The sequence below is a fragment of the Brachybacterium aquaticum genome, from assembly GCF_014204755.1.
Lineage (GTDB): Bacteria > Actinomycetota > Actinomycetes > Actinomycetales > Dermabacteraceae > Brachybacterium > Brachybacterium aquaticum.
The window spans coordinates 1,728,265-1,754,988 of the sequence record NZ_JACHLZ010000001.1 but is presented as its reverse complement, the minus strand read 5'-3'; the positions used below and the strand labels follow the sequence as shown (position 1 = coordinate 1,754,988).

Sequence of the window (26,724 nt, the reverse complement as noted above, 5' to 3'; positions counted from 1 at the left end):
GCACGACGTCGTGACCGCCCCCGGAGCGCCCCGCCTCGCACGCGACCTCGCCTCCCTCACCGCGCTGCTGGAGCGCGAGGGCTGGGCCGAGCGTCCCGTCGCCGTCCTCGACCTCGACGCGCTGGACGCCAACGCCACCGACCTCGAGCGCCGCGCCGGCGGGACCGGCCGCGCCGCCGGCACCGCCCTGCGCATCGCCTCGAAGTCCCTGCGCGTGCGCGCCCTGCTGGACCGGGTCCTGGCCCGCCCTGGCTGGGCCGGGATCCTCGCCTACACCCTCCCCGAGGCGCTGTGGCTCGTGGAGCACGGCGCCCGCGACGTGGTCGTCGCCTACCCGACCGCCGAGCGGGGCGCGTTGCGCCGCCTCGCCGCCTCCCCGGAGGCGCTCGCGGCGATCACCCTCATGGTCGACGAGACCGCCCACCTCGACCTGATCCTCGACGCCACCGCGGACCTGCGCCCCCGCCCCTCCGGCGCGCGGATCCGCCTTGCCCTCGAGCTGGACGTCTCCTACGCGCCCGTGCCCGGGGTCCGCTTCGGCGCGCTGCGCTCCCCGCTGCGCAGCGCCGCCCAGGCCCGTGCCCTCGCCGAGCAGATCACCGCCCGCCCGGACCTTCAGCTGGTGGGGATGATGGCCTACGAGGGCCACGTCGCCGGGGTCACCGACGCCGCCCGAACCCCCTACGGCGCCGCGGTGCGCACCATGAAGCGCCTGGCGATCCCGGACATCGCCGCCCGCCGCGCCGAGGCCGTCGCGGCCGTCTCCGAGATCGTGCCGCTCGAGTTCGTCAACGGCGGCGGCACCGGATCGGTCTCCTCCACCGCCGCCGAGTCCGCGGTCACCGAGATCGCCGCAGGGTCCGGACTGATCGGTCCGGGCCTGTTCGACCGCTACCGGGACTTCTCCCCGCAGCCGGCCCTCCACCTCGGCGTCTCCGTGGTGCGCCGCCCCGCCCCGCAGGTCGCGACCCTCCTCGGCGGCGGCTGGGTCGCCAGTGGCGTCCCCGGTTTGGACCGCCTGCCCACGATCGACCATCCCATCGGCCTCGCCTTCGCCCCGCAGGAGGCGGCGGGGGAGGTGCAGACCCCGGTCGTCGGCCCCGCCGCGGAGCACCTGCGCGTCGGGGACACGGTGTGGCTGCGCCACGCGAAGGCCGGCGAGCCCGCCGAGCACGTCACCCACTACGTGCTCGTGGCCGGGGACGCGATCGTCGGGACCGCGCCGACGTACCGGGGAGAGGGGGCGGCGTTCCTGTGAGCGCCCTCGTGGCCCGCCCGGGTCGGCACACCCACCGCAACTGGAGCGGCTCCGCCCGCTTCACCCCGCAGCAGGTCCTCACCCCGCGCGGCGAGGACGAGGTGCTCTCCGCCCTCGCGCTCGCCCGGCGGCGCGGCCTCCCGCTGCGGGTCGTGGGCGGCGGTCATTCCTTCACCCCGCTGGTGGCGACCGACGGGGTGCTGCTGAGCCTCGATGAGCACCAGGGCCTGGTCTCCGCCGATCCGGCGACGGGCCTGGTCACCCTGCGCGGCGGCACGAGACTGTGGGTGATCGCGGAGCTCCTGGCACCCCACGGCCTCGCTCTCTCCGTGATGGGTGACATCGACCGCCAGTCCATCGCGGGCGCGATCCAGACCGGCACCCACGGCACGGGCGCCCGCCTCACCGGCTTCGCCGGGATGGTGCGGGCGCTGCGCCTCGCCCTCCCGGACGGCAGCATCGTCGACGTCTCTCCCGAGCGTGAGCCGCACCTGTTCGAGGCGGCCCGGCTAGGACTCGGCACCCTCGGCGTGATCCTCGAGGTGACGCTGCAGTGCGTACCCGCCTACCGCCTCGCACTCCATGAGGCGACCGTCCCGGCCGGCGAGGCGATCGGCTCCTTCCTCGCCGACTCCGCCCTCGCCGACCACCACGAGATCTTCTGGTTCCCGCGCACCGACCGCGCGACCGTGCGCACCATGCGCCGCCTGCCCGCCACCGCGGAGCGCCACCGACCCGCCCGGGCCCTCGAGCTGCTCCAGCGCGAGGTGCTCGGCAACGGCGCCTTCGAGGTGATGTGCCGCGGCGCCGCCATGGTCCCGCCCCTCAGCCGGCCCGTCGCCGAGATCGCCTCGCGCGCCTTCGCGGGGCCGGGGATCGTGGACGACTCGCCCGCGGTGTACGCGGCGCCGCGCCGGGTGCGCTTCCACGAGTCCGAATGGGCGCTCCCGGCCGAGCGGGCGGAGGAGGCGCTCGCCGCTCTCCCGGCCCGCTTCGAGGCGGAGGACGTGCGCGTCACCTTCCCGCTCGAGATCCGCCGGGTCGCGGCCGACGACGTGTGGCTGTCCACGGCGCACGGCCGCGACAGCGTCTACCTCGCCGCCCACCGCTACCACCGCGAGGACGCCGGCCCCTACCTGCGCCTCGTGCAGGACACCCTCGCCCCCTTCGACGCCCGCCCGCACTGGGGCAAGCTGCACTGGCTTGGCGCCGCGGAGCTCTCCCGCCTCTATCCGCGCTTCGCGGACTTCACCGCCGTGCGCCGCGCCGTCGATCCGGACGGACTGCTCATGACGCCGTACCTGGACCGTCTGCTCGGACGCTGAGCGGCCGCACTAGCCTGGCGGGGTGACCACCTCCGCGCTCCGCACCCCGCCCGCCCCGACGCCGTCGCTGCTGCTCGAGTACGCGATCACCGCCGCGAACGCCGCCGCCGTGTACCTGCGCGGCCTCGACCGCGACCACCTCGCCCGGGAGTACAAGACCTCCAGCCACGACATCGTCACCGAGCACGACCGCGCGGCCGAGGAGATCATCGTCTCCGAGCTGCGCCGCCTGCTGCCCACCTGCCGCATCGTCGGCGAGGAGGGCGGCGAGCGCCCGGCCGACGGGGGAGCGGTCCCGGAGCAGGTGAGCTTCTACGTCGACCCCATCGACGGCACCAGCAACTTCGCCGCCGGTCTGCCGCTGTTCTGCATCTCGATCGGCGTGGCCGTGGGCGACGAGCTCGTCGCCGGGGTGATCGACGCCCCGATCCTCGGTCAGGTCTTCGCCGCGGCCGATGGGCCCGCGACCCTGAACGGCAAGGAGCTGAGCCCCCGCGCCACACACGATGCCGCCGATGCGCTGGTGCTCACCGGCTTCCCCGGCCAGCGGGTCGGCAAGGAGTTCCCCGAGTTCGCCGGCCGCGCCTCCCTGGAGCTCGCGAACGGGGTCTCCGCCGTGCGCCATCTCGGCACCGCCGCGCTCGAGCTCGCCTACGTCGCCGCCGGCTGGGCGGATGCGACCGCGCTCGGCACCATCAACCCCTGGGACGTCGCCGCCGGGTTCCACATCCTGCGCCGCGCCGGCGGGACCGTGCGCACCTGGCCCGGCCGCGACGCACGCACGGATGCCACCGCTGCTGAGCGTCCCGATCATCTCCAGCCGGCCTACGTCGCCTGCACGGGCGAGACACGACTCGAGGTGCTCGACCGGCTCCAGGACGAGCTGCAGTCGCTGCGGGACGCGGAGGGCGACAGCGAGCGCGACGCCGACTGAGCCGGACCTGAGCCGGAACCGAGCCGCGCGGCTGTGACCTTCGTCAAGACGGGCCCGGCCGGGTCCTCGGCCGGTCCGCACGGGTGCTAATCTGTCGGGGTCGCACCGCGATGAGGGGCTATGGCGCAGTTGGTAGCGCGTCTCGTTCGCAATGAGAAGGTCGGGGGTTCGAATCCCCCTAGCTCCACAAAACTCCCTGGAACCCCCTGGTCAGGAAACTGGCCAGGGGGTTCTTCGCATCCCCGGCAGGTCCGTCGGGACCGAGGCCCCGGGAGAGGGCGGGGCCCCGCGCGGATCATGGAGACCGTGACCCGCACCCCCAGCACCCGCCGTCCCCGTCCCGCCCGCCGCACGCTGCTCGCCGCCGGCGGTGCCGCGTTCCTCCTGCTCGCCGGGTGCACCGGCGCGGGGACCGGAACCGAAACCACCGCCGCCTTCCTCGCCGCCCACGACCTCGCCGGCATGGACGCCACGCAGATCGTCGAGCATCTGGAGGCGCTGCCGCTGGACGAGCAGCCCACCGACCTGCTCGCCTCGGTCCGTCCGGACGAGCTCGTCCTGGCTGACGACACGCGGGAGATCACCCTCCCGCTGGACGCGGGCTTCCATCTCTCCATCGCCCCGTACGTCCAGCAGACCCACGACTGCTTCCACCACTCGCTGACCACCTGCCGCGGCGAGCTCGCCGACACCGAGGTGACGGTGAAGGTCACCGACGACGCGACCGGAGAGCTCCTCGTCGACGAGCCGATGACGACCTACGAGAACGGCTACGTCGCCATGTGGCTGCCCGCCGACGTGAAGGGCACCGTCGAGATCACCACCGCCGACGGCCTGCGCGGCACCCAGCAGATCTCCACCGGCGAGGACGGCGCCACCTGCCTCACCACGCTGCAGCTCACCGAGGCCTGATCCAGGAGATCAGGGCAGCTCGAACCCCGCGACACCGCCCTGCGCGGCCGACGGGGGAATCGGCCGGAAGCGCCCGGCGTGCCCGCGCGTGAGCACCACCGCGCTCGCCGGGGCGATCGTCCCCACCCGCTCCTCGAGGTGGGCGACGACCGCGGCGAGGGCGGCCCGGGCGGCGGCGTCCTCGTCGGCCGTGCTGCTCGGCTCCACGCCGAAGCGGAGCACGACCCGCCCGATCCGGCGGCCCGCGACGAGCGGCGCCTCGACGTCCTTCGACTCCACGACGTGCAGCGCCGACAGCGCGTCCGCCGCCTCGCGGAGCACGTCCGCGGGGGTGACGCCCTGGCGCAGGTGACCGATCGGCAGGTGCATGCGAAAGCTCGGCATCCGCCCAGGCTAGCCGCGCACCCCGACGCCCGGAGGCCTGGGCAGCGGGGGAGGGCGCGGCGAGACTGCCGCGCACGTCCGCAGGCCGGGCCGCGCGCGCCCGCGGGCCGTGCAGGGTCGAGGACGACCACGACATCCGAGGGGACGCCATGGAGCACCGCAGCACCGCCGGGCCCCGGCGCTGCGCGCTGCTCGCCCCGGTGCTCCTGCTCCTCGCGGCGCTCCTGCTCGCCGGCTGCGGCTCGGCGTCGGCCGACGGGAGCGTCCCACCCGGCACGGTCCTCGATCTCGGGGAGAGCGCGGTGGTCGCGGCGCCTGACCCCTCCGCCGCGTCGACCACGACCCCCGTCCTGGTCGAGCTCGCGGTGACCGGTGTCCGGGAGCGGCCGCGCACGGACATCGCCGCGCTCGAGATCGCCGCGCAGGAGCCTGACCTCGTCCCCTACTTCGTCACCGTCGACCTGGCGGGCGTGGATCCCTCGTCGGCCCGGCTCGCCGGAACGCCGCTGCTCGGCGACGTCCACGCCCTCGCCCGCGGCGGCGAGCCGTCCCGCGACTACCTGGCGAACGTCGACGTGGAGCCCGGGCCCGACGGCGGGTTCTGGCCCTGCGACAGCACGGTGCCGGAGGACTTCGACGAGGGCTCCACGGTCCAGGTGTGCGTCTTCTTCCTCGCCCCGTCCGGCACCGAGATCACCGAGGTGCACTACATGGCCGCCGGCACCGACTACGCCGACCGCCCCGTGGTCTGGAAGCTGGACACCGCGCGCTGAGCCGCACCCGGTACGCTCCGTCCGGGAGTTCCGCGCGGGCGACGAGTCACGCCCGGGCGGGCTCGCTTGCGGCGCCGGAGGTCCCGGGCCGTCCGGCCGACGGGGAGGAGCCCCATGACCCGGAGCATCGTGCTGGTCCATGCCGTGCGCTCCTCCCGCACCATGTGGAAGGGCCAGGTGCGCCGCCTGCGCGACCGCGGCTACGAGGTCATCGCCCCGGACCTGCCCGGACACGGCAGGCGTCGCGGAGAGCCCTTCACCCTCGAGGGCGCGCTCGCGACGATCGAGGAGGCCGTCGGCCGCTGCCAGGAGCCGCCGCTGCTGGCCGGACTGTCCCTCGGCGGCTTTCTCACCCTCCACTACGCGGGCACGCATCCTGGCCGTCTCGCCGCCGTCGTCGCGGCTGACTGCACGATCGTGCCCGGCCCCGCGACGGCGCGGCTGTACGGACTGTGGATGACGATGAAGGACTGGCTGCCGGGGGACTCCGACGCCCGCGTGGCCCGCGCCTTCGCCCGGCAGCACACCCGCAAGGCGGCCCGGCGCTACTACGGCGGCGGACGCGCCCACGGGGTGATCCGCACCGTCGTGCGCATCATCGGCTCCCTCGACCTGCTCGCCGACGTGGCCGCGATCGATGTGCCCCTCACCTTCGTCAACGGCGAGCACGACCCCTTCCGCCGCCACGAGTCGCTGTTCCTCGAGGCCGCCCGCGACGGGGAGCTGGTGATCCTCGAGGACGCGGGCCACATCGCGAACCTCTCGCGTCCCAAGCGCTTCGCGAAGGTGCTGCGGCGGTGCGCGAGGGCGGTGGACGTGCCGGTCGGAGTCGGGGCATGACGGGCAACGCGGTGATCGAGGGGCGGGCCGCCGGCGCCCCGTCCCGCCCCTGGCCCGTGGTCCTCGTCCACGGCACCCGCACCTCGCACAGCCAGTGGGACCCGCAGGTCCCCTCGCTGCGCGCTGCCGGGCACCTCGTGGTGACCCCCGATCTGCCCGGACACGGCAGCAGGCGGGAGGAGCCGTTCACCCTCGAGGCCGCGGTCGCGGCGATCGAGGACGCAGTGAGGGAGGCGTCGGAGCGGGCGGGGTACCCCGCGCATCTCGTCGGCAGCTCCCTCGGCGGCATGCTCGCGATCCACGCCGCCGCCCGGCTCTCCAGCGACGCCCACCACCTCGGCGTCCCGTCCCCGCTGGGCTCCCTCGTCGCCTGCGGCGCCGCAGTGCAGCCCACCCCGCTCACCGCCCGCCTCTACGCGGCCCTGATCGGTGCGACCGACCTGCTGCCCTCGATGCGCACCGGTCAGGGCTCCTTCCCCTTCACGTGGCTGCTGGGGGAGGACGGCGCCCGCGCCTACCTCCGCGGCGGCCGGGCCGACATCTCGGTGGTGGCTCCGGCTTTCGCCGACGTCGCCTTCCTCGACCTGCGCGCCGACCTCGCGCGGATCGGTGAGCCGGTGACGTTCCTCCACGGCCGCGCCGAGCAGCTGCGCCTGCACGAGCGCTCCTTCGTCGCCGCCGCCCCGCGCGGCCGCCTCGAGCTGCTCCCGTACGGCAACCACATGGTGAACCTCGCCCAGGCCCACCGCTTCACCGCCGACCTGTTGCGGGTCCTCGCGCGCGCCCAGCGCGAGAGCGCTGCCGCGTCGGCCCAGCGCGAGAGCGCTGCCCCGTCGGCCGAAGCGCCCGCGGGCCTCTAGGCTGGGGCCATGCACTCCACCACCCTGCGCGTCGGCTTCGTGCCGGGCGTCGAGCCCGACCGCTTCATGCGCCGCTGGAAGTCCGGACGCCGCGAGGCCTGGCTCGAGCTGGTCCCCGTTCCGCTGTCGCGCCAGCACGCCGCGCTCGCCGAGGGCGAGGTGGACATGTGCTTCGTGCGCCTGCCCCTCCCGGACGGCCCTGCGACCGAGGCCCTGCACATGGTGCCGCTGTGGGAGGAGCGTGCCGCGATCGTGGTGGGCGACGAGAACGTGCTGAGCCTGCTCGACGAGATCGGCGAGGACGACCTCGCCGAGGAGACCGAGATCCCCGCCGCGCACGAGGACGACGCCGCCGACCGCGTCGCCGTCGTCGCCGCCGGCGTCGGCTACACCCGCATGCCGCTGTCCGTGGCGCGGCTGCACCATCGCAAGGACGCCGTCTCCCGCCCTCTGCGGGATGGCACCCCCACCCGCATCGCGCTCGCCTGGCCCCGCGCGGCCGACGACCCGGTGCGCCAGGAGTTCGTCGGCGTCGTGCGCGGCCGCACCGCCCGCTCGAGCCGCTGAGACCCGACCCCCTCACCGAAGGAGCCCCCATGACCGAGAACACGCCCCAGCGCATGAACGTCGAGAGCTTCAACCTCGACCACCGCACCGTCGCGGCACCCTATATCCGCATCGCCGACCGCAAGGAGCTGCCCGGCGGGGATGTGCTCACCAAGTTCGACGTCCGCTTCACCCAGCCGAACGTCGAGCATCTCGAGTCCGAGACGGTCCACTCGCTCGAGCACATGATGGCCGAGCACATGCGCAACCACACCGGCGACGTCCTGGACGTCTCCCCGATGGGCTGCCGCACCGGCTTCTACGCGCTGCTGGTCGGCGACCACACCCCGGAGGACTTCGCCCCGGTGCTCGAGGCGACGCTGAACGACGTGGTCGCGGCCACGGAGGTGCCCGCCGCCAACGAGGTGCAGTGCGGCTGGGGCGCTCACCACACCCTCGAGGGCGCGCAGGCCGCGGCCCGCGCCTTCCTCGCCGAGCGCGACAGCTGGGGGCAGGTCACCGCCTGACCCTCACCGCCTGACCCCTCAGCCGCCGATCCCCTCGCGCACCGCCGCCAGCAGGCGCGCGGTGCGCGGATCGGCGGCGATGCCGTCGATGGAGACGGGCCGCCCCTCGGCGTCGGCCAGCGGGATCCGCCAGTTGGGGTACTCCTCGTCGGTGCCCGGCTGGTTCTGGATCCGGTGCTCGCCCACACAGTCCACGAGCGAGACCCCGAGCAGCATCGACGGGGTGCGCGACAGGTGACGGTGCAGGGCGATGACGGTCTCCTCGATGTCCGCGCCCTCAGCCAGCAGCCCCTCGCCGCGCAGCACGTCCAGCACCTGCTCGCGCCCGGCGGCGTCGGCCGCGTGCTCCTCCTCGAGGCTGCGCTCGAGGAGACCGAGCTCGTGGCGCAGGGTGACGTGGTCGCCGGCGAGGTAGCCGGCCGTGGGCGGCAGGTCGTGCGTGTTCACCGAGGCCATGCACAGCGTGCGGTAGTCCTCGGCGCGCAGCGGACGGCCCTCGCCGTCGTACTCGAACCACAGGATCGAGGTGCCCATGATCCCGCGGTCCACGAGGTAGTCGCGCACCCACGGCTCGAAGGTGCCCAGGTCCTCGCCCACGATCAGGGTGCCGGAGCGCTGCGCCTCGAGCGCGAGGATCCCGATCATCGCCTCGTGGTCGTAGGAGACGTAGGCGCCGTCGGCCGCCTCGTGGCCCTCGGGGATCCACCACAGCCGGAACAAGCCCAGCACGTGGTCGATCCTCAGCGCGCCGGCGTGGCGCATGAGGGTGCGCAGCATGTCCCGCCAGGGGCGGTAGGACGCCTCGCGCAGGTGCTCGGGGTGCCACGGCGGCTGGTGCCAGTTCTGGCCCTGCTGGTTGTACTGGTCGGCGGGAGCGCCGACGGCCGCGCCGCCGGCGAGCACGTCCCGCAGTGCCCAGGAGTCCGCGCCGATCTGCTCGACGCCGACGGCGAGGTCGTGCATGATCCCGATCCGCATGCCGGCGTCGCGGGCGGCGGCCTGGGCGGCGCCGAGCTGCTCGTCCATCCACCACTGCACGCGCACGTGGAACTCGATGCGATTCGCGAGCTCGGTGCGGGCGCGCTCGAGGGTCGCCGGATCCAGGTCCTCGAGCACGGTCTCGTCCGGGGTGCCGCGCACGGCCTCGGCGATCGCCGACCACAGCGCGAAGTCCTCCAGGCCCTGCCCCTCACGGGCGCGGTAGGCGTCCAGCAGCGCCTGGCGCCCCGCGGTCAGCGGTACCGCGACGAGCTCCTCGAGGGCGGAGAGCTTGGCGCGCAGGACCGCATCGCGCTCGAGCCGGTCGGTGCGGGTGTTCCAGTCGGCGACCTCGCCGCGCAGCAGCTCCACCTTCTGGCGGGAGAACTCGGGCAGTTCGCGGAACTCGGGCACGTCCTCGATGCGCAGGTACAGCGCCCCGGGAAAGCGGCGCGTCACCGGAAGGTACGGGGACGGCTCGACCGGCGGGGTCGGGTAGGAGGCGTGCAGGGGGTTCACCAGCAGGAAGTCGGCGCCGTGGCGGGCACCGGAGATCGCGGCGAGATCGCGCATGTCGGCGAGGTCGCCGATGCCCCAGGAGCGCTCGGAGCGCACCGAATACAGCTGCGCCTGCAGGCCGAAGGCACGCTTCGCGGCGTACTGCTCGTGCACGGTGAGGCGGGCGGGGGTGACCACGAGGTCGGCCTCGACGGGGCCGGCGGACGTCTCGGCGACCAGGCGGTGCCAGCCCAGCGGCAGCCCCGCGGGCAGGTGGAAGCGGGCCCTGCCGCGCAGGGTGCCCTCCAGCTCATAGGGCGGGGTGAAGTCCTCGCCCTGGGCGAGATCGACGCGGCCCCCCTCCTCGAGCCGCACGTGCATCGCGACCGACGTGCCGTGCTCGACCTGGACCGGCACGCTGGAGTCGCGGTCCTCGCGCATCACCGTCACGGGTGGCAGGGTGCGCGTCCAGGGGCGACGCTCCCGCTCCGCACGGACGGCGGCGATGTCCTCGTGGGAGGAGACCGGCGCGCCGAGGGCGGCGAGGACGGCGTGCAGGGTGGGGTCGGCGACGTCCTTGAGGGTGCCGTCCCACCCCCAGTACTGGGTGCTGACACCGAGGTCGCGGGCTAGATCTCGCAGCGCTGAGGAATCCGAGGACATGGCGTCATGATAACGGCCGCGCGGGGGCTCTCCGAAACGGCTCGGCGGGGTTGCCGTTCAGCTCCCGCTGTGGTCCGGCTCAGGTCCAGCTGGGCAGCCACATCCGGTAGCGCCACTGCTCCAGGTCCAGCACCTGCCCGGTCCAGATCGGCCAGAAGAACGCCGAGACCAGCACGATGAGCGTCAGCAGGGAGGCGACGAACAGCCCGCCGGCCAGACGCCGGTCCCGGTCGGCGTGCTCCGGCCCGATGATCAGGCACAGCACGTAGGTCAGGCACAGGATCAGCCACGGCTCGAAGGCGATCGCGTAGAACGTGAAGATCGTGCGGTCGGTGTACATCAGCCACGGCAGGTAGCCGCCGACGAGGCCCGCGAGCGCGGCGAACGCCCGGCCGTCGCGGTGCACGATCCCGACCACGAGCGTGACGAGGATCGCGAGGGTCCCCAGCCACCAGATCAGCGGATTGCCGACGTCGAGGATGTGCGCCCCGCACTTGGCGACCTCGCAGCCGTGCTCCCCGTACTCGTAGGAGCGGTAGTAGAAGTTCGTGGGCCGGATCTGCAGCAGCCACCCGAGGGGGTTCGCCTGATAGGGATGCTCGGTGTCCAGCCCCACGTGGAACTCGTACGCCTGGCGGTGGTACAGCCACAGCGACAGCAGGGAGTCCAGGATGCCGTTGCCTGTGGCGACCCCGTCGGCCGCCGCGAGGTGGCGGTTGTAGCCGACCGAGGAGGCGAACCAGCCCGCCCACGAGGCGAGGTAGGTGACCATCCCCGTGCCGACCATCGCGAAGAACGCGGGGATCGCGTCGCGCACGAGCCCGCCGGCGAGCCAGTCGCGCTGGGTGATCGTGCGCCGCGCCCACCAGTCCCACAGCACCGTCATGATCCCGAAGACCGCGAGGAAGTAGAGCCCCGACCACTTCACCGAGCACGCCATCCCCAGCAGCATCCCGGCCAGCAACCGCCAGGGCCGCAGCCCGCCGGACACCCCGAGCGGGGGAGGGGCCTCGGCGCTCGTGTGCATCTGCGCCGCAGCGAGGGCGAGCCGCTCGCGGAAGCGGTCGCGGTCCACGAGCAGCGCCCCGAAGGCCGCGAGCGCGAAGACCATCACGAACGGGTCCAGCAGGCTCGTGCGCGAGTGGACGATCGCCATCCCGTCCACCGCGAGCAGCAACCCGGCGATGAGCCCGGCGGTGGTGGAGCGGAACAGGCGCCGCGCGATGAGGGTCAGCATCAGCACCGCGAGGGAGCCCAGGACGGCCGACGAGATCCGCCAGCCCCAGGGGCTGTCGGCCCCGAGCACGGACATGCCGAGCCCGATCAGCCACTTCCCGAGCGGCGGGTGGACGACGTAGGCGCCGGTCGGCTCGTAGGTGTCCACGTCCCCGGCCTCGAAGGCGGCGTCCGGCTCGTCCGGCCAGTTCATCTCCACGCCCTGCTGGGTGAGGGTGTAGCCGTCCTTGACGTAGTAGGTCTCGTCGAAGATCAGCTCGTCGATCTGCCCGAGGCCCCACAGCCGCAGCACGAGCGCGAGGCCGAGCACCGCCATCGCCGCCGCCCAGAACAGGCGGCCCGTGGGCAGGTCCGAGACCCGCAGCCGACGCCGGTAGGAGGCCAGCAGCGCGCCCGGCTCGTCCTGGACGGGGGCGCGGTGGCTCGCGTCCTGCTCCTCCTGCGTGTGCACGCGGTCATGCTAGGTCATGGGCTCGCGCTGGCTAGCATGGCGGGATGCTGCAGCCTGGAGTCCTCACCCTCGCCGCCACCCCGATCGGCAACCCGCTGGACGCCTCCGTGCGCCTGGTGCGGGCCCTCGGCGAGGCGGACCTCATCGCCGCCGAGGACACGCGGCGCCTCCACCGTCTGATGCGCGACCTCGAGGTCGAGACCTCGGCGAAGATCCTCAGCTACCACGAGCACAACGAGGCCGAGCGCACCGAGGTGCTGATGACCGCCCTCGCCGCTGGGCAGCGGGTCCTGATCATCACCGATGCGGGGATGCCGGTCGTCTCCGATCCCGGCTTCGAGGCGGTGCGCGCCGCGGCCGATGCGGGCGTGCAGGTCACGGTGATCCCCGGCCCGTCGGCCGTGCTGACGGCGCTCGCCGCCTCGGGCATCGCCCCGGACCGCTTCGCCTTCGAGGGCTTCCCTCCCCGGCGCGAGGGCCGACGGGCGAGCGCCCTGGAGCCGCTCGCCGAGGAGCGCCGCACCATGGTGTTCTTCGAGTCGCCGCGCCGCACCGCCGCGACCCTCGCCGCGATGGCGGAGGCGTTCGGCCAGGGGCGCCGCGCGGCCGTGGCACGGGAGCTGACCAAGACCCACGAGGAGATCGTGCGCGGCACCCTCGGCGAGCTCGCGCAGTGGGCGGCGGAGCGCGAGGTGCTCGGCGAGATCGTGCTCGTGGTCGCCGGCGCCGAGCCGGTCGCGGCCTCGGCCGAGGACCTGGTCGCCGATGTGCTCGCACGCGCTGCGGCGGGGGAGCGGCTGAAGGACGCCGCCAAGGAGGTCGCCCGCGGGCACGAGGGCGTGGGCGCGAGCGAGCTCTACGACCTGGCGCTCAAGCAGCGGGGGTGAGGGGCGCGGGGTGTTCCCCGGCCCCCCACGCACGATGACGCCCCCGGCACCGAGGTGCCGGGGGCGTCATGACGAGTTCTGCGCGTCGCGCTGAGCGGGGCTCAGTCGTCGATCTGCAGCAGGCCGCGCTGGTAGGCCTTGGCCAGACGGCGCGGGACGTTCGCGGTGCGGCCGCGGACGGTCACCTGCACGAGGTCGGCGTTGTTGGCCTTCCACTGCGAGCGACGGGAGTGCGTGCGGGCACGCGACATCTTGAACTTGGGCACTGCCATGGGACGCTCCTTGACGGTCCGGAGGATGAACGAGCGTTGGCGTCCGTCCCGAGCAGCGACCCGAACCCGGTGCAGGGACCAGGGCAGGGAACCTGCCGGCGGTCTCCGCGCTCGGGGCGCTCGGGTGCACGAAAGGGCGCGCAACGACGACCTATCCTGTCACATCCCGCGAGATTCCGCCTCACCTCGGCCCGTGAGGTAGCACACCGGCGCGCTCGGGAGCCGGACGTCCGGGCGCGGGACGCGGTCCGGGGGAGGGCGCGGAGCCTCCTACGATGTTCGCATGTCGTCACCGCACGAGACCACCAATGCCGCAGAGCTCACTGCCGCCGGGCTCACTGCCGCCGGGCTCCCGCCGGTGCGCGATCGCGAGGACCTCGATCCCCGCGGGAAGAAGCGCGACCGCTCCTGGCCGCCGGCGCCGGAGCCGCTGCCCTTCCCGGTGATCGACAACCACTGCCATCTCGACTTCGCCGACGGCGACGAGCAGCTCAGCGTCCACGACCACGTGGCCCGTGCCGCGGCCGCCGGCATCGACGCGCAGATCACCATCGGCTCCGACCTGGAGGCCGTGCGCTGGACCGCGGCGCTGCTGGCCGCCCCGGACTGCCCGCCGAGCCTGCGCGGCGGGGTCGCCGTGCATCCCAACGAGGCGGCGCTGCACGCCCGCGGGCACGACCACGAGGGCCGCGAGCTGCCGAGCCTCGACGACGCGCTCGCCGAGGTCTCCGACCTGCTGCGCGGCTCGGGCATGATCGTCGTCGGAGAGACGGGCCTGGACTGGTTCCGCACCTCGAAGAAGGACGACCGGGCCCGGCAGGCGCAGATCGACGCCTTCCGCGCCCACATCGCGCTCGCCAAGGAGCTCGACCTGCCGATGCAGATCCACGACCGCGACGCCCATCGCGACGTGCTCGAGATCCTCGAGGCCGACGGGGCGCCCGAGCGCACCGTGTTCCACTGCTTCTCCGGCGACGCCGAGTTCGCACGCGAGTGCGCGGACCGCGGCTGGTACCTCTCCTTCGCCGGCACCGTGACCTTCAAGAACTCCACCGGTCTGCGCGAGGCGCTCGCCGAGGTGGGGCTCGGCCAGGTGATGGTCGAGACCGACGCTCCGTTCCTCACCCCGGTCCCGTACCGCGGCCGCCCGAACTCCTCGTACCTGATCCCGCTGACCATGGCGACGATCGCCGAAGCGGCCGGGGTCGACCTCGAGCCGGCGTGCCGCACGGTGCGCGCCACCACGCAGGACGTGTACGGCTGGCCCGTCGGGGACGCGGCATGAGCGGCGCGGGCTGGGCGAGCGGCAGGCAGGATCCCGGCAGCTCTCCCGAGGGCGCCCCCGAGGGGTCGGGCCTGCTCCTCACCGCGCGGGACATCCGCGAGCTCGCCGAGGCGGCGGGTATCCGCCCCTCCAAGCAGCGCGGACAGAACTTCGTCATGGACCCCAACACGGTGCGGACGATCGTGGGCCGCGCCGGCGTGGAGCCCGGCCAGGCCGTGCTCGAGGTGGGCCCGGGCCTCGGCTCGCTCACCCTGGGCCTGCTCGAGGCGCGCGCCGACGTGGTCGCGGTCGAGCTCGATCGCGGCCTCGCCGAGCTGCTGCCCATGACGCTGCGCGCCCGGGGCGTGGAGGAGGATCGCTTCCGGCTCGTCCATGCCGACGCCCTCCAGGTCACCGAGCTGCCCGCCCTGCCCCGCGCCGGGGAGCCGACGATGCTGGTCGCGAACCTGCCCTACAACGTCGCCACCCCCATCCTCCTCACCATGCTCGAGCGCTTCGGCTCCCTTCGCTCGGCGCTCGTGATGGTGCAGTCCGAGGTCGTGGACCGCCTGACCGCCGGGCCCGGCTCGCGCACCTACGGCGGACCGAGCGTGAAGGCCGCCTGGTACGGCCGCGCCGTGCACGCGGGGCGCATCTCGCGGCAGATCTTCTGGCCCGTCCCGAACGTGGACTCCGCGCTCGTGGAGCTCGTGCGCCACGAGCGGCCGCTCGGGGACGAGGCCGAGCGCGCTCAGGTGTTCGCCGTGGTCGACGCCGCCTTCGCCCAGCGCCGGAAGACCCTCCGCGCCGCGCTCGCCGGCTGGGCCGGAAGCGCCGCCCGCGCCGAGGAGATCCTGCGGGCGGCGGCCGTGGACCCGTCGGCCCGCGGCGAGACGCTCGTGGTCGAGCAGTTCCAGGCCATCGCCCGGGCGGCGGGGGAGAGCGCGCCGGCCGACGGGGCACCCGGCCCGTCGGCCGACGGGGAGATCCCCGGATGAGCCCCGCGCTCGAGCATGTGGTGGTGCGCGCCCCCGGCAAGATCAACCTCTCGCTGCACGTGGGCGGGGTGGACGAGCGTGGCTACCACGCACTCGCGACCGTGTTCCAGGCCGTCAACCTCTACGAGACCGTCACCGCCACGCGCGCCGACGAGCTCAGCCTCGCGGTCGACTCCGAGGTGCCGGGCGAGGTGCCGCTGGACGGCACCAATCTCGCCCTGCGCGCCGCCGAGCTGCTGCGCGCGGAATTCGACGTGAACCTCGGGGCGGCCCTCCACATCCGCAAGCAGGTCCCGGTCGCCGGCGGCATGGCGGGCGGGTCGGCCGACGCGGCCGCGACGCTGGTCGCGCTGGATCGTCTGTGGGGGCTCGGTCTCGGGAGCGAGCACCTGCGCCGGCTCGGCGCGCGCCTCGGCGCGGACGTCCCCTTCGCGATGCTCGGGCACACCGCGCTCGGCCAAGGCAACGGCGCCGACCTCACCACCGTCCTCACGCACGGCGAATGGACCTGGCTGCTGGCCGTCCCGGGCGGTCACCTGTCGACCCCGGAGGTCTTCCGACGGTTCGACGAGATCGTGGCCGCGAGCGGCCGAGGCATCGTCGAGCGACCCGAGATCGACGGTCGCCAGCTGCAGGCCCTCAGCGGCGGCAGCCTCGAGATGCTCGCCGACACCCTCCACAACGACCTGCAGGTCGCGGCCTTCGCACTGCATCCGGGGCTCGAGCCGGTCGTCGAGGCCGCCGAGCGGCTCGGCGCCCACGCCGCGATCGTCTCCGGGTCGGGGCCGACGATCGCCGCGCTCGTCGAGGACGAGGCCTCCGCCCGCACCGTCGCGGCGGGGCTCATGAGCGACGGTCTCGTGGAGTCCTGCCTGGTGGCGCGGGGGTCCGCGCCGGGAGCGAGCGTGCTCGAGGCGAGCTGAGGGCCGTCGGGGAGCTGAGGGCAGTCGGGGAGGGGCCGCTCTCCCTCTGCGTTCGCTCCTGCACAGCACCCGCTCGTCCACAGCCGAGCACCTCGCAGCGTCGTCTGTCGGAGGGGCGTGCGAGCATGAGGCTCCGAAGGGTCACTGTGTGACCAGCTGTTTCTCTCCCGCATTTTCGGAGGACGATTCTCTGTTGCCGAGGATCTGTCGTCGCGGAATGCGGAGATTCGTTATGTCCACAGGATGTTTTCGAGGCGGGATGTCGTTTCTGCGGATGATTTCTCCAGGGGGTGATTGGCACTCCCGCGTCAGGCAACGTCGCCGTCGGATCCCGCGCTGACCGAGCATGATGAGAGGGGCTCCCGCTCCTGGGGTGTGCGGGCGCATCGACCGTTCCTCCCCACGCCTCGGTTATCCACAATTCGAACCTACTTGCGAGTAGTGTCGCTCCGGGTCTTCCGCTCCTCGAACCGCTGTGCGAAAATTGACGCATGACACAGGAGCCGCAGGATCGCGAATTCCCCGAGGAGGCCGGAACCGGTCTTCCGGAGGAGCGCGATGCCCGCTCCGCCGAGCTCGCCGCAGAACTCTCCGCCCCGCCGATGTCCCTCCCGATCACGGCCGACGGCGGGAGTCTCACCATCGGCGACGTCGATCTGCGCGATGCCCGGGAGATCCTCGCCGAGCTCGGCGCCCGCGGCTCGACAGTCCTCGACCGGCTCTCCGCCGAGGAGTCCATCGCCCTGCTTGCCGGGATCGTGGACATCGAAGCGGCGCTCGAGGCAGTCCGCGTGCGCGCCATCGTCCGCCTCGAGCAGGCGGTCAAGGACGACTGCCTCCGCCGCGACGAGAACGCCCGGCAGGCCACGAACGTCGCACGCTCCGAAGCCTCCCGCGTCCTGAAGCAATCGCGCTCGGTGGCCGGACGGAGCATGGCCACCTCCCGCCGTCTCGTCCAGAGCATGCCGGGAATGCTCACCGCCCTTGCCGGGAACGCGCTGCGCGCCCAGTCCGTCCACAAGATCGGGTCGTCCATGGGTCCCGTGACGCCGGAGGTCCGCGAGCAGGTCGACGAGCTCCTCACCGCCCAGCTCTCGGACCTGAAGGACTGCGGCACCGGGGAGATCGGCGACCACGTGGCGAAGGCACTGCACTCGCTGGACCCGGCGGGGGCGGCGGACCGCCATCGGGAGGCGAAGAAGGAGCGCCACGTGACGATCCGCCGCGCCGACCACGGCATGGCGACCGTCACCGCACTCATCCCCGCCATCGACGGCGCCCGGATCCGCAAGGGACTCTCGGTCGCCGCGGAGGGCGCGCGAGCGCACGGGGACCGGCGCGGGCATCAGCAGATCATGGCCGACCTGTTCACCGACGCCCTGATCGGCCGCGGTGACGGCGTCGATCCGAGCGCTCTCGAGGTCTGCGTCGTCATCACCGACCGCTCGCTTTTCGTCCCCGCACACGCCGACGCCGCGAGCATCGAGGGCTTCGGCTCCGTCCCATATGAGCACGTTCGCGAGGAGATGCTGCGCGTCGCTAAGGCGGAGGAGGACACGGAGCTCTCCCTGACGATGCGGCGCCTCTACACCGATCCCGACGACGGCCAGCTCGTCGCCCTCGAATCCAGATCCAGAGCATTCCCCACCTCGCTCACCCGCTTCCTCACCCTTGCCCACCAGACCTGTCGGGCACCGCACTGCGACGGCTCGATCCGGCAGATGGACCACATCGTGCCCTGGTCCGAAGGCGGGGAGACCTCCCTCGAGAACGGCAACGGGCTCTGCGCCGCCGACAACCAGAAGGAGAGCGCCGGCGAGAAGGTCGAGGTGGTACTCGGCGAGGACGGAGTGCGCCGCACCGTCCGCTGGACCAGCCGCTACGGGCAGTCGGCCAGCCGGCGGGGCATCAACTTCGACCCGGTCGGCACGTACACCCGCCAGCTCGAGAGGGAGCGCCGACAGCGCGGCGAGCTCTCGCCGGGGCCGAGTGCGCCGGAGCAGAACTCCTCTCTCCTCCGCGCTCTCGAGAACCTGCAGCTGCGCCTGCCCGACGTCCCGCTCCCCGCGAGGATCATCCGCCCGCAGGACCGCGTCGACGTCTACTGCCTGGGACATCACCCCCGACAGTGACGGGCGGGATGCAAGTCGCCCGAGGTCGCACAGTTTCACGCCACCGACACGACCTCATCCTGGCCGCGCTTCATCCCGTCCGCACAGCCGTCACCTCACCCGCACAGCCTCACCCCAGCTGCTCGGACAGCTCCAGCCAGCGCTCCTCGAGCTCCTCGTTCTCCTGCTCGACCTCGCGCAGCTCCGCGGTGATCTCCTGCAGGCCCTGATAGTCCGTCTGATCGTGGTCCGCGAGCTTGGCGTGCAGCTTCTCCGTGGTCCTCGCGAGCTTCTGCATCCGACGCTCCACCGCGCCGAGCTCCTTCTGCGCCGCATGCGCCTCCGCGCCGGTCAGCGAGGGGGCCCCGTCGGACGCCCCACCCGTCCCGGACCCGCCGCCCGAGCCACCCGACGCACCCGCCGCGGCCTCGCTCGCCGCGCGCAGGTCGAGGTACTGCTCCACGCCCCCCGGCACGTGCCGCACCTTCCCGTCGAGCACCGCGTACTGCTGATCCGTGACGCGCTCGAGCAGGTACCGGTCGTGGGAGACGACGATCAGCGGCCCGGGCCAGGTGTCCAGCAGGTCCTCCATCGCCGCGAGCATGTCGGTGTCCATGTCGTTCGTCGGCTCGTCCAGGACCAGCACGTTCGGCTCCTCCAGGAGCGTCAGCAGCAGGTCCAGTCGGCGCTGCTGACCACCGGACAGCGCCCCGACCTGCACCTTCTGGTGCGCGGCGGTGAAGCCCAGCCGCTCAAGCAGCTGACCGGGGGAGACCTCGTCCTTCCCTGCCGCATACGAGCTGCGGTACCGGCCCACCAGGTCGCTCACCCGCGTGCGCAGATGGTCCTGCAGACCCTCGAGCCGCTGCGAGACCTGCCGCACCGTCACCGTCTTGCCGCGCTTGACCCGGCCGGTCTGCGGCTCGAGGTCCCCGGTGATCAGCGCCAGCAGCGTCGACTTGCCGGCGCCGTTCGGGCCGAGCACGCCGATGCGGTCGGCCGGACCGATGTGCAGCGTCACGTCGTGCAGCACCGTCGTCTCGCCGTAGCCGGCGTCGACGTCGAGCAGGTCGATCACGTCGCGGCCCAGGCGCGAGGTCGCCAGCTGAGTCAGCGCGACCGTGTCGCGCACCGGCGGCTCGCCCGCGATCAGCTCGTTCGCGGCGTCGATGCGGAACTTCGGCTTCGAGGTGCGGGCCGGGGCACCGCGCCGCAGCCACGCGAGCTCCTTGCGCATGAGGTTCTGCCGCTTCGACTCGATCGCCGCGGCCTGCCGGTCGCGCTCCACGCGCTGGAGCACGTAGGCCGCGTACCCGCCCTCGAAGGGCTCGACGATCCCGTCGTGCACCTCCCACATCCGGGTGCAGACGGCGTCGAGGAACCAGCGGTCGTGCGTGATGACCACGAGCCCGCCGTCCTTCGCGCTCCACCGCCGGCGCAGATGCTCGGCCAGCCATGCGATGCCCTCGACGTCCAGATGGTTGGTCGGCTCGTCCAGCAGCAGCACGTCCCAGTCGCCCACCAGGAGCTCGGCGAGGTGGACGCGGCGCAGCTGACCGCCGGAGAGGTCGGTGAGCGGCGCCTCGAGATCGATGCCGCCGAGCAGCCCGGCGAGCACGTCGCGGATGCGCGCGTCGGACGCCCACTCGTACTCGGGCCGGTCGCCGACCACCCGCTGGCGCACCGTCGCCCCGACGGTCGCCTCGTCCTGCTGGGAGAGCACGCCGACGCGCACCCCGCCGCGCACGGTGACCCGGCCGTCGTCGGGCTCCTGGGTGCGGGCGAGCAGGCGCAGCAGCGTCGACTTGCCGTCTCCGTTGCGACCCACCACGCCGATGCGATCGCCCTCGTCGATGCCGACGGTGATGTCGTCGAGCAGCACGCGATCAGGCAGTGCGACGTGGAGGGACTGGGTGCCGAGCAGATGGGCCATGCGGTGGTGTCCTCGAAGGGTGGGTGTGTCAGGGTGGCGCGAGCGGTCAGCGCATCAGGGGTGGTGAGCGCGCGAGGGGTTGGTCAGCGCGCGAGGGGGTCCGAGGTCTCGAACGTGAGCAGCAGCGCGCGCAGCATGCCGGCGAGCTCGGAGCGGTCCGTGTCCCCGAGCGGGGCGAGAAGCTCGCGCTCCGCGGTCAGGAGCCGCTCCATCGCCGCGTCGACCCGCGCGACGCCGTCGGGCCGCAGCCGCACCTCGACCGACCGGCCGTCGTGCGGGCTGCGGTTCTTCGAGACCAGCCCGCGGGCGACGAGCTTGTCGATCCGAGTGGTCATGGTGCCGCTGGTCACGAGGGTCTCGCGCATGAGCGCGCCGGGGGAGAGGGCGTCCTCGGCGCTGCGGCGCAGGGCCGAGAGCATGTCGAACTCCCAGCCCTCGAGCCCCGCGTCGGAGAACGCCTCGCGCCGCGCCGTCTCGAGGAAGCGGGACAGGCGGGAGATGCGGGAGAACACCGCGAGCGGTGCGACGTCGAGATCCTCGCGGGCGCGGGCCCAGCCCTCGACGATGCGGTCGACCTCGTCGTGGGGCGGCGCGAGGGCGCCGTCGGGTGCGGCAGGGGTCGTGGGCATGAGGCGAGTCTAGGTTCTCGCGTCCGACGGGGCGCTCAGCCCCGGGACTCGCCGGGCTCCTCGCGCTTGCCGCCCGTCCCTTCGCGCTTTGCGCCGAGCTCCGGCTTCTTCTGCAGCGCGCTCAGCCCGTACCAGGAGAGGTTCACCATCCGCGCGGCGACGATCTCCTTGGACGGCTTGCGGGTCTCCAGCCACCACTGCCCGGTGTAGGCGACCATCCCCACCAGCATCTGCGCGTACAGCGCCGCGTCCTTCGGAGGATAGGAGTGCAGGCGCAGCTGGGCGGCGAGAATCTCCTCGACCCGTTGGGCGACGTCGGTGAGCAGGGAGGAGAAGGTGCCGACCGAGTGGCTGACGGGGGAGTCGCGCACGAGGATCCGGAAACCGTCCTCGTTCTCGTCGATGTAGGAGAGGAAGGCGAGCGCGGCCCGCTCCATGAGCACCCGCGGATGGGCGCGCTGATCGAACAGCGAGGTCTCCAGATCGGAGAGCAGCGTCGAGACCTCGCGGTCCACGACCACGGCGTACAACCCCTCCTTGCCGCCGAAGTGCTCGTAGACGATGGGCTTGGAGACCTTGGCGCGGGCGGCAATCTCCTCGACCGTGGTCATGTCGAAGCCCTTCTCCGCGAAGAGCCGTCGGCCGACGGCGACCAGCTGTTCGCGCCGCTCCTTGCCCGTCATCCGGGTCGACCGGCCGCGAGGGGCCCCGTTCTCCGCCATGCGGCGATCCTGCCACAGCTCGCGTGCGCGCCCCGTGCACGTCACCGCGTGCACGTCACATGCGTCCCACCGGCCCCGTCGGGCCCCGTGGCGCGGTCGCCGGGCGATAGGATCGGGCCGCGCCCGCGCCGGTCGGCCCCTGCCCTCCGGCGCTCCCTGCCTGCGGTGCGCCCCGGCGGAGTGCTCTCCGACCGAGGGCTGCCGAAGCGCCGGGAGGGACGCGGTCCGCCATGGTGTAATCGGCAACACCTCAGATTTTGGTTCTGAAGTTTCAGGTTCGAGTCCTGATGGCGGAACGCCCGCCGTCCCGAGGGGACGGTGCGCCGGACCCACCCGTCGATCCCACCCTCGATCTCTAGGAGCTGCCGACGTGGCCACAGCCGAGACCACCGCACCCGCCGCCGTCATCGTCCTCGCCGCAGGCGCCGGGACGCGCATGAAGTCCTTTACCCCGAAGGTGCTCCACCAGCTCGGGGGCCGCTCCCTCCTGGTGCATGCGCTGACCGCCGCCGAGGGCACCGGTCCCGGTGAGCTCGTCGTGGTGCTGCGCCACGAGCGCGACCGCGTCGCCGAGCACCTCGCCGAGCACGCCTCCGAGGTGCTCGTCGCCGACCAGGACGAGATCCCCGGCACCGGCCGCGCCGTCCAGTGCGGTCTCGAGAAGGTCACCGCCACCGCGGGCACCGTGCTCGTGACCTACGGCGACGTGCCGCTGCTGGATCCCGCGACCCTGCGCGAGCTGGTCGCCGCCCACGAGTCCGAGGGCGCCGCCGTCACCGTGCTCAGCGCCCGCGTCGCCGACCCCACCGGCTACGGCCGCATCCTGCGCAGCGAGGACGGCACCGAGGTGCTCGGCATCGTCGAGCACAAGGACGCCACCGACGAGCAGCGCGCGATCGACGAGATCAACTCCGGCATCTACGCCTTCGACCTCGCGGTGCTCCGCGACGCGCTCGGCCGCATCACGACCGACAACGCGCAGGGCGAGATGTACCTCACCGACGTGCTCGCGATCGCCCGCGAGGACGGCCGCTCCGTCCGCGCCGTGGTCACCGAAGACGTGATGATGGTCGAGGGCGTCAACGACCGCGTACAGCTCGCCCAGCTCGGCGCCGAGATGAACCGCCGCATCCTCGAGCGCCACATGCGCGCCGGCGTCACCATCGTCGACCCCTCCACCACCTGGATCGACGCCGACGTCACGATCGGCCAGGACGCGATCATCCTGCCCGGCGTGCAGCTCCACGGCGCCACCGACATCGGCGCCGAGGCGACGATCGGCCCCGACACCACCCTGCGCGACACCGAGGTGGGCGCCGGTGCCGAGGTGGTCCGCTCCCACGCCCTGCTCGCCGTGATCGGCGAGGGCGCGACCGTCGGCCCCTTCTCCTACCTGCGCGCCGGCACCGACCTCGGGGCCAAGGGCAAGATCGGCGGCTTCGTCGAGACCAAGAACGCCGTGATCGGCGAGGGCGCGAAGGTGCCCCACCTCAGCTACATCGGCGACGCCGAGATCGGCGAGGGCACGAACGTCGGCGCCGGCACGATCGTGGCCAACTACGACGGCGTCAACAAGCACCGCACCACGATCGGCAAGCATGTGCGCGTCGGCTCGGACAATGTGCTCGTCGCCCCCGTCACCATCGGCGACGGCGCGGCGACCGGCGCCGGGACCACCGTCCGCAAGGACGTCCCCGCCGGCGCGCTGGGCGTGAACGCGGTCTCGCAGCGGAACGTGGAAGGATGGACCCTGCGACGCCGTGCCGGGACCCCGGCGGAGAGCGCGGCCCGGGCCGCCCTCGACGCCGAGGACGGGTCCTCCGCGCAGACGCCCGCACCCACTGCCGCCGAGGAGCACAAGGAGCACGAGCAGCGATGAGCGGAATCGTCACCACCGGGGAGAAACGACTGGTCCTCGCCTCCGGACGGGCCCACCCGGTCCTCGCGCAGGAGGTCGCCGCCGAGCTCGGTGTCGAGGTCCTGCCGATGGACGCCTGGGACTTCGCCAACGGCGAGATCTACGTGCGCTACGGGGAGTCCGTGCGCGGCACCGACGTGTTCGTGCTCCAGTCCCACCCCGCGCCCATCAACACCTGGGTGATGGAGCACCTCATCATGATCGACGCGCTCAAACGCGCGTCGGCCAAGCGCATCACCGCGATCGCGCCGAGCTTCCCCTACGCCCGCCAGGACAAGAAGCACCGCGGCCGCGAGCCCATCTCCGCCCGCCTCATGGCGGACCTGTACGAGACCGCGGGCGTGGACCGCATGATCTCCGTGGACCTCCACGCCCCGCAGGTCCAGGGTTACTTCAACCGCCCGCTGGACCACCTCATGGCCCTGCCGATCCTGGCCGACTACATCCAGGAGAAGTACGGCCAGGAGGACATCGCGGTCGTCTCCCCGGACGCCGGCCGCATCCGCGTGGCCGAGCAGTGGTCCAAGCGCCTCGGCGGCGTGAACCTCGCCTTCATCCACAAGACCCGCGACACCACCCGCCCCAACCAGGCGGTGGCCAAGCGCGTGATCGGCGACGTCGAGGGCAAGACCTGCATCCTGGTCGACGACATGATCGACACCGCCGGCACCATCGTGCAGGCCTCGGACGCGCTCATGGCCAACGGCGCCGCCTCGGTCGTCATCGCCACGACGCACCCGATCCTCTCCGACCCCGCGACCGAGCGGCTGAAGAACTCCGAGGTGCGCGAGGTGGTGTGCACCAACACGCTGCCGGTGCCGCCGGAGAAGCAGTTCGACCGCCTCACCCAGCTCTCGATCGCCCCGCTGCTGGCCCGTGCGATCCGCGCCGTCTTCGACGACGGCTCGGTGACGAGCCTCTTCGACGGCGCGGTCTGAGCCGGGCGGCTGAGCCGACCAGCACGCAGCACCCCGGAGCGCCGCGTCGGGACCGAAGGGTCCCGGCCCGGCGCTCCTGTCGTGGGGCGGCTGATTTGGGGCGGCCGACGGGCACAGCAGAAGGCCCCGTCCCTGGGTGAGGGACGGGGCCTTCTCTGTCGTCGGCGCCGCTGCCGGCGGGGGGCCGGGTGGAGGGGGGGGATCCCGGTTCGGTCGGGGGTCTCAGACCAGGAACTTGTTGCCCTTGACGAGACGGTTCCACTGCTTGCCGAAGCCGACGTGGTCACCGGCGGCGAGACCGGCCATGGCGAGCACGGCGACGGCGAGCAGCAGGTGGGTGTCGTACAGCGGGTTGGTGGACATGGGGAAGGCGGCCAGGTACATCAGGGTGTACATCGCGGCGGCCGAGACGGAGGCGACGCGGGTGCCGATGCCGAGCATGAACGCGGCGCCGACGCCCAGGAGGCCGAGCATGAAAAGCACGTCGGTCACGGGGTTGATCGAGAGGAAGAAGTTCCACACGCCCGCGAAGAGGTTGCCGCCCTCGATCGAGCCGCCGAGGAAGCCGGCGGTCGGGGAGCCGCCGTTGATCCAGGCGCGCTCGGTGGGGGTGGAGAAGCCGAGGCCGAAGAGCTTGTCGAAGAAGGCCCACAGGAAGGTGAAGCCGACCATCAGGCGGGTGACGCCGAGGAGGGTGTAGCCCCAGCTCTTCTGCTCGGTGCCGGCGAGGTCGGTCGCGGCGGCGGTGGTGGCGGAAGCGGCGGCGGGGGTGGCGGCGGTGGCGCTCACGGGAGATGCCTTTCGGTCGTCGATCCGGGGGCCGGATCTGTGGGTGTCGTGTTCGACTGACAAGAATGAGAATAGGAGGGCGGACGGGGTCGCCGCGGGGACCTTGGTCATTGATTTCTCGTCCTGACCTGCAGGGACGTTGGTCCCTGTGGGAGAGCTGGGAGATGTGGGTGCCGGGAGGTGCAGTCAGGGGTGAGGGCAGCGGCGCGGGGGAGCGGCCCGGATCCTGGCAGCACGCCGCTGCGGTTCCGCTCACGTCCGGACTCTCTCCACGGGCCGACGGCGCGGGTGCGTGCTAGATTCTGCGGGTCACTTCGGCGAGGGAGCGGGCACATGCCCCTCCGTGATCGACGCGGTGCGGATCCCCGGGAGGCGAGCCTCCCTGTGCCCCGTGCGTCGCTCATCGTCGAGCCACCGCAAGCACGAGGAGCACCATCATGGCTGAGAAGCTGAACGTCGAGCTGCGCGAGAACTTCGGCAAGGGCGCTGCCCGCCGTCTCCGCGCCGAGCACCGCGTCCCTGCCGTCCTGTACGGCCACGGCGAGGACCCCATCCACCTGTCGCTGCCGGGTCACGAGACCGCCCTGGCCGCCCGCAACGCGAACGCCCTGCTGGACCTGCAGCTGTCCGACGGCACCTCGCACCTCGCGCTGATCAAGGAGATCCAGCGCCACCCGCTCAAGCGCACCCTGAACCACCTCGACCTGATCATCGTCCGCAAGGGCGAGAAGGTCGAGGTCGACATCCCCGTCGTCCTGACCGGTGAGGCCGAGGCCCCCGCGGTCGCCATGGTCGACCTGCAGACCCTGACCCTGTCCGTGGACGCGCTGAACGTCCCCGAGCAGATCGAGATCGACGTCGAGGGCAAGCAGGAGGGCTACCAGGTCTTCGCCGGCGATGTCACCCTCCCGGCCGACGCCGAGATGGTCACCGACGCCGAGATCCTCGTCGTCGCCGTCCAGGTGCCGCGCGTGGCCGAGGAGGACCTCGAGGCCGTCGTCTCCGAGGACGAGGAGTCCGAGGGCGCCGAGGGCGAGTCCGCCGAGTCCGAGGGCGAGGGCTCCGAGGAGGAGTGACCCTCCGGAGCGCCCTGCGCTCCGTTGCTCACACCGCTTGACCGGGGCGTCGCGCATCGCGCGGCGCCCCGGTACGGTA

Annotated in this window: 25 protein-coding genes and 2 tRNA genes; 19 read left to right on the top strand and 8 right to left on the bottom strand. The window is 72.9% G+C overall.

Features of this window, described 5'->3' with window-relative positions; all coding sequences use genetic code 11:
* Positions 1-10 precede the first annotated feature (10 nt).
* From HNR70_RS07815 to HNR70_RS07795, 5 genes are all read left to right on the top strand, one after another.
* Complete coding sequence (locus HNR70_RS07815) at positions 11-1,258, top strand: alanine racemase (RefSeq protein ID WP_312857609.1); 1,248 nt, start codon at positions 11-13, stop codon at positions 1,256-1,258.
* A complete protein-coding gene (locus HNR70_RS07810; protein WP_184325142.1) occupies positions 1,255-2,583 on the top strand; it encodes a D-arabinono-1,4-lactone oxidase in 1,329 nt (442 codons plus the stop codon). Before HNR70_RS07815 ends, HNR70_RS07810 begins: the two co-directional genes overlap by 4 nt.
* Positions 2,584-2,605: 22 nt before the next feature.
* Positions 2,606-3,517, top strand: a complete 912-nt coding sequence (locus tag HNR70_RS07805; RefSeq protein WP_184325141.1) for an inositol monophosphatase family protein — start codon at positions 2,606-2,608, stop codon at positions 3,515-3,517.
* A 114-nt stretch (positions 3,518-3,631) separates the two neighbouring features.
* Positions 3,632-3,704: transfer RNA gene (locus HNR70_RS07800), tRNA-Ala, on the top strand.
* Between the two features lie 119 nt (positions 3,705-3,823).
* On the top strand, positions 3,824-4,429 hold the full coding sequence (locus HNR70_RS07795) for a CueP family metal-binding protein (protein WP_184325140.1): 606 nt from the start codon (positions 3,824-3,826) through the stop codon (positions 4,427-4,429).
* A gap of 9 nt (positions 4,430-4,438) precedes the next feature.
* On the opposite strand, the gene HNR70_RS07790 is transcribed toward HNR70_RS07795, so the two are convergent.
* The gene (locus HNR70_RS07790) at positions 4,439-4,813 is read right to left on the bottom strand and encodes a hypothetical protein (RefSeq protein ID WP_184325139.1); all 375 of its coding nucleotides are present in this window, start codon (positions 4,811-4,813) and stop codon (positions 4,439-4,441) included.
* Positions 4,814-4,962: 149 nt separating this feature from the next.
* Here HNR70_RS07790 and HNR70_RS07785 point away from each other — a divergent pair, with 149 nt between their 5' ends.
* From HNR70_RS07785 to HNR70_RS07765, 5 genes are all read left to right on the top strand, one after another.
* Positions 4,963-5,586, top strand: coding sequence for a hypothetical protein (locus HNR70_RS07785; RefSeq protein WP_184325138.1), 624 nt, complete (start codon positions 4,963-4,965; stop codon positions 5,584-5,586).
* Positions 5,587-5,700: 114 nt separating this feature from the next.
* Positions 5,701-6,426: an alpha/beta fold hydrolase gene (locus HNR70_RS07780; protein ID WP_184325137.1), complete on the top strand. Its 726-nt coding sequence runs from the start codon at positions 5,701-5,703 to the stop codon at positions 6,424-6,426.
* The gene (locus tag HNR70_RS07775) at positions 6,423-7,286 is read left to right on the top strand and encodes an alpha/beta fold hydrolase (RefSeq protein WP_184325136.1); all 864 of its coding nucleotides are present in this window, start codon (positions 6,423-6,425) and stop codon (positions 7,284-7,286) included. The genes HNR70_RS07780 and HNR70_RS07775 overlap by 4 nt, the downstream gene beginning before the upstream one ends.
* Positions 7,287-7,295: 9 nt before the next feature.
* Entirely contained in the window at positions 7,296-7,853 is a 558-nt protein-coding gene (locus HNR70_RS07770; RefSeq protein WP_184325135.1) for a LysR substrate-binding domain-containing protein, read from the top strand.
* A 29-nt stretch (positions 7,854-7,882) separates the two neighbouring features.
* Positions 7,883-8,359, top strand: coding sequence for an S-ribosylhomocysteine lyase (locus HNR70_RS07765; protein ID WP_184325134.1), 477 nt, complete (start codon positions 7,883-7,885; stop codon positions 8,357-8,359).
* A gap of 18 nt (positions 8,360-8,377) precedes the next feature.
* On the opposite strand, the gene malQ is transcribed toward HNR70_RS07765, so the two are convergent.
* Both malQ and HNR70_RS07755 read right to left on the bottom strand, forming a co-directional pair.
* A complete protein-coding gene (gene malQ, locus HNR70_RS07760; protein WP_184325133.1) occupies positions 8,378-10,498 on the bottom strand; it encodes a 4-alpha-glucanotransferase in 2,121 nt (706 codons plus the stop codon).
* A gap of 79 nt (positions 10,499-10,577) precedes the next feature.
* A complete protein-coding gene (locus tag HNR70_RS07755) occupies positions 10,578-12,185 on the bottom strand; it encodes a dolichyl-phosphate-mannose--protein mannosyltransferase (RefSeq protein WP_184325132.1) in 1,608 nt (535 codons plus the stop codon).
* A 44-nt stretch (positions 12,186-12,229) separates the two neighbouring features.
* On the opposite strand from HNR70_RS07755, the gene rsmI reads away from it, so the two are divergent.
* Positions 12,230-13,072, top strand: coding sequence for a 16S rRNA (cytidine(1402)-2'-O)-methyltransferase (gene rsmI, locus HNR70_RS07750; protein WP_184325131.1), 843 nt, complete (start codon positions 12,230-12,232; stop codon positions 13,070-13,072).
* Between the two features lie 101 nt (positions 13,073-13,173).
* On the opposite strand, the gene rpmF is transcribed toward rsmI, so the two are convergent.
* Positions 13,174-13,344: a 50S ribosomal protein L32 gene (gene rpmF, locus HNR70_RS07745; protein WP_184325130.1), complete on the bottom strand. Its 171-nt coding sequence runs from the start codon at positions 13,342-13,344 to the stop codon at positions 13,174-13,176.
* A gap of 283 nt (positions 13,345-13,627) precedes the next feature.
* Here rpmF and HNR70_RS07740 point away from each other — a divergent pair, with 283 nt between their 5' ends.
* The 4 genes from HNR70_RS07740 to HNR70_RS07725 all read left to right on the top strand — a co-directional run bounded on the left by HNR70_RS07740 (position 13,628) and on the right by HNR70_RS07725 (position 18,661).
* Positions 13,628-14,629: a TatD family hydrolase gene (locus HNR70_RS07740; RefSeq protein ID WP_184325129.1), complete on the top strand. Its 1,002-nt coding sequence runs from the start codon at positions 13,628-13,630 to the stop codon at positions 14,627-14,629.
* Positions 14,626-15,606 (top strand): 16S rRNA (adenine(1518)-N(6)/adenine(1519)-N(6))-dimethyltransferase RsmA, encoded by a 981-nt coding sequence (gene rsmA, locus HNR70_RS07735; protein ID WP_246375177.1) that lies wholly within the window; start codon positions 14,626-14,628, stop codon positions 15,604-15,606. The genes HNR70_RS07740 and rsmA overlap by 4 nt, the downstream gene beginning before the upstream one ends.
* Positions 15,603-16,529: a 4-(cytidine 5'-diphospho)-2-C-methyl-D-erythritol kinase gene (locus HNR70_RS07730; protein ID WP_184325128.1), complete on the top strand. Its 927-nt coding sequence runs from the start codon at positions 15,603-15,605 to the stop codon at positions 16,527-16,529. The genes rsmA and HNR70_RS07730 overlap by 4 nt, the downstream gene beginning before the upstream one ends.
* 491 nt (positions 16,530-17,020) lie before the next feature.
* Positions 17,021-18,661 carry an HNH endonuclease signature motif containing protein gene (locus HNR70_RS07725; protein ID WP_184325127.1) on the top strand — a complete coding sequence of 547 codons (1,641 nt, stop codon included), beginning with the start codon at positions 17,021-17,023 and terminating at the stop codon, positions 18,659-18,661.
* A 109-nt stretch (positions 18,662-18,770) separates the two neighbouring features.
* Here the strand turns inward: HNR70_RS07725 and HNR70_RS07720 are convergent, their stop codons facing one another.
* The 3 genes from HNR70_RS07720 to HNR70_RS07710 form a co-directional block, all read right to left on the bottom strand.
* Positions 18,771-20,573 (bottom strand): ABC-F family ATP-binding cassette domain-containing protein, encoded by a 1,803-nt coding sequence (locus tag HNR70_RS07720; protein WP_184325126.1) that lies wholly within the window; start codon positions 20,571-20,573, stop codon positions 18,771-18,773.
* 83 nt (positions 20,574-20,656) lie between these two features.
* Positions 20,657-21,202 (bottom strand): MarR family winged helix-turn-helix transcriptional regulator, encoded by a 546-nt coding sequence (locus tag HNR70_RS07715; protein ID WP_184325125.1) that lies wholly within the window; start codon positions 21,200-21,202, stop codon positions 20,657-20,659.
* 35 nt (positions 21,203-21,237) lie between these two features.
* Entirely contained in the window at positions 21,238-21,924 is a 687-nt protein-coding gene (locus HNR70_RS07710; RefSeq protein ID WP_184325124.1) for a TetR/AcrR family transcriptional regulator, read from the bottom strand.
* A gap of 224 nt (positions 21,925-22,148) precedes the next feature.
* Here HNR70_RS07710 and HNR70_RS07705 point away from each other — a divergent pair.
* From HNR70_RS07705 to HNR70_RS07695, 3 genes are all read left to right on the top strand, one after another.
* Positions 22,149-22,220 (top strand) — tRNA-Gln (locus tag HNR70_RS07705).
* Positions 22,221-22,294: 74 nt separating this feature from the next.
* Positions 22,295-23,803, top strand: a complete 1,509-nt coding sequence (gene glmU, locus HNR70_RS07700; protein ID WP_184325123.1) for a bifunctional UDP-N-acetylglucosamine diphosphorylase/glucosamine-1-phosphate N-acetyltransferase GlmU — start codon at positions 22,295-22,297, stop codon at positions 23,801-23,803.
* Complete coding sequence (locus HNR70_RS07695) at positions 23,800-24,780, top strand: ribose-phosphate diphosphokinase (protein ID WP_184325122.1); 981 nt, start codon at positions 23,800-23,802, stop codon at positions 24,778-24,780. The genes glmU and HNR70_RS07695 overlap by 4 nt, the downstream gene beginning before the upstream one ends.
* A 222-nt stretch (positions 24,781-25,002) precedes the next feature.
* Here HNR70_RS07695 and HNR70_RS07690 read toward each other — a convergent pair whose 3' ends face one another.
* Entirely contained in the window at positions 25,003-25,569 is a 567-nt protein-coding gene (locus HNR70_RS07690) for a hypothetical protein (RefSeq protein WP_312857608.1), read from the bottom strand.
* A gap of 437 nt (positions 25,570-26,006) precedes the next feature.
* Here HNR70_RS07690 and HNR70_RS07685 point away from each other — a divergent pair, with 437 nt between their 5' ends.
* Positions 26,007-26,645, top strand: a complete 639-nt coding sequence (locus HNR70_RS07685) for a 50S ribosomal protein L25/general stress protein Ctc (RefSeq protein WP_184325120.1) — start codon at positions 26,007-26,009, stop codon at positions 26,643-26,645.
* The last annotated feature ends 79 nt before the right edge of the window (positions 26,646-26,724 follow it).

Coding starts and splice junctions, on each gene's coding strand:
- HNR70_RS07725 (WP_184325127.1), top strand. CDS start 17,021: ATGACACAGGAGCCGCAGGATCGCGAATTCCCCGAGGAGGCCGGAACC.
- HNR70_RS07695 (WP_184325122.1), top strand. CDS start 23,800: ATGAGCGGAATCGTCACCACCGGGGAGAAACGACTGGTCCTCGCCTCC.
- HNR70_RS07740 (WP_184325129.1), top strand. CDS start 13,628: ATGTCGTCACCGCACGAGACCACCAATGCCGCAGAGCTCACTGCCGCC.
- rsmI (WP_184325131.1), top strand. CDS start 12,230: ATGCTGCAGCCTGGAGTCCTCACCCTCGCCGCCACCCCGATCGGCAAC.
- HNR70_RS07720 (WP_184325126.1), bottom strand. CDS start 20,573: ATGGCCCATCTGCTCGGCACCCAGTCCCTCCACGTCGCACTGCCTGAT.
- HNR70_RS07790 (WP_184325139.1), bottom strand. CDS start 4,813: ATGCCGAGCTTTCGCATGCACCTGCCGATCGGTCACCTGCGCCAGGGC.
- HNR70_RS07710 (WP_184325124.1), bottom strand. CDS start 21,924: ATGGCGGAGAACGGGGCCCCTCGCGGCCGGTCGACCCGGATGACGGGC.
- HNR70_RS07785 (WP_184325138.1), top strand. CDS start 4,963: ATGGAGCACCGCAGCACCGCCGGGCCCCGGCGCTGCGCGCTGCTCGCC.
- rpmF (WP_184325130.1), bottom strand. CDS start 13,344: ATGGCAGTGCCCAAGTTCAAGATGTCGCGTGCCCGCACGCACTCCCGT.
- HNR70_RS07730 (WP_184325128.1), top strand. CDS start 15,603: ATGAGCCCCGCGCTCGAGCATGTGGTGGTGCGCGCCCCCGGCAAGATC.
- rsmA (WP_246375177.1), top strand. CDS start 14,626: ATGAGCGGCGCGGGCTGGGCGAGCGGCAGGCAGGATCCCGGCAGCTCT.
- HNR70_RS07685 (WP_184325120.1), top strand. CDS start 26,007: ATGGCTGAGAAGCTGAACGTCGAGCTGCGCGAGAACTTCGGCAAGGGC.
- HNR70_RS07770 (WP_184325135.1), top strand. CDS start 7,296: ATGCACTCCACCACCCTGCGCGTCGGCTTCGTGCCGGGCGTCGAGCCC.
- HNR70_RS07780 (WP_184325137.1), top strand. CDS start 5,701: ATGACCCGGAGCATCGTGCTGGTCCATGCCGTGCGCTCCTCCCGCACC.
- HNR70_RS07715 (WP_184325125.1), bottom strand. CDS start 21,202: ATGCCCACGACCCCTGCCGCACCCGACGGCGCCCTCGCGCCGCCCCAC.
- HNR70_RS07765 (WP_184325134.1), top strand. CDS start 7,883: ATGACCGAGAACACGCCCCAGCGCATGAACGTCGAGAGCTTCAACCTC.
- malQ (WP_184325133.1), bottom strand. CDS start 10,498: ATGTCCTCGGATTCCTCAGCGCTGCGAGATCTAGCCCGCGACCTCGGT.
- HNR70_RS07775 (WP_184325136.1), top strand. CDS start 6,423: ATGACGGGCAACGCGGTGATCGAGGGGCGGGCCGCCGGCGCCCCGTCC.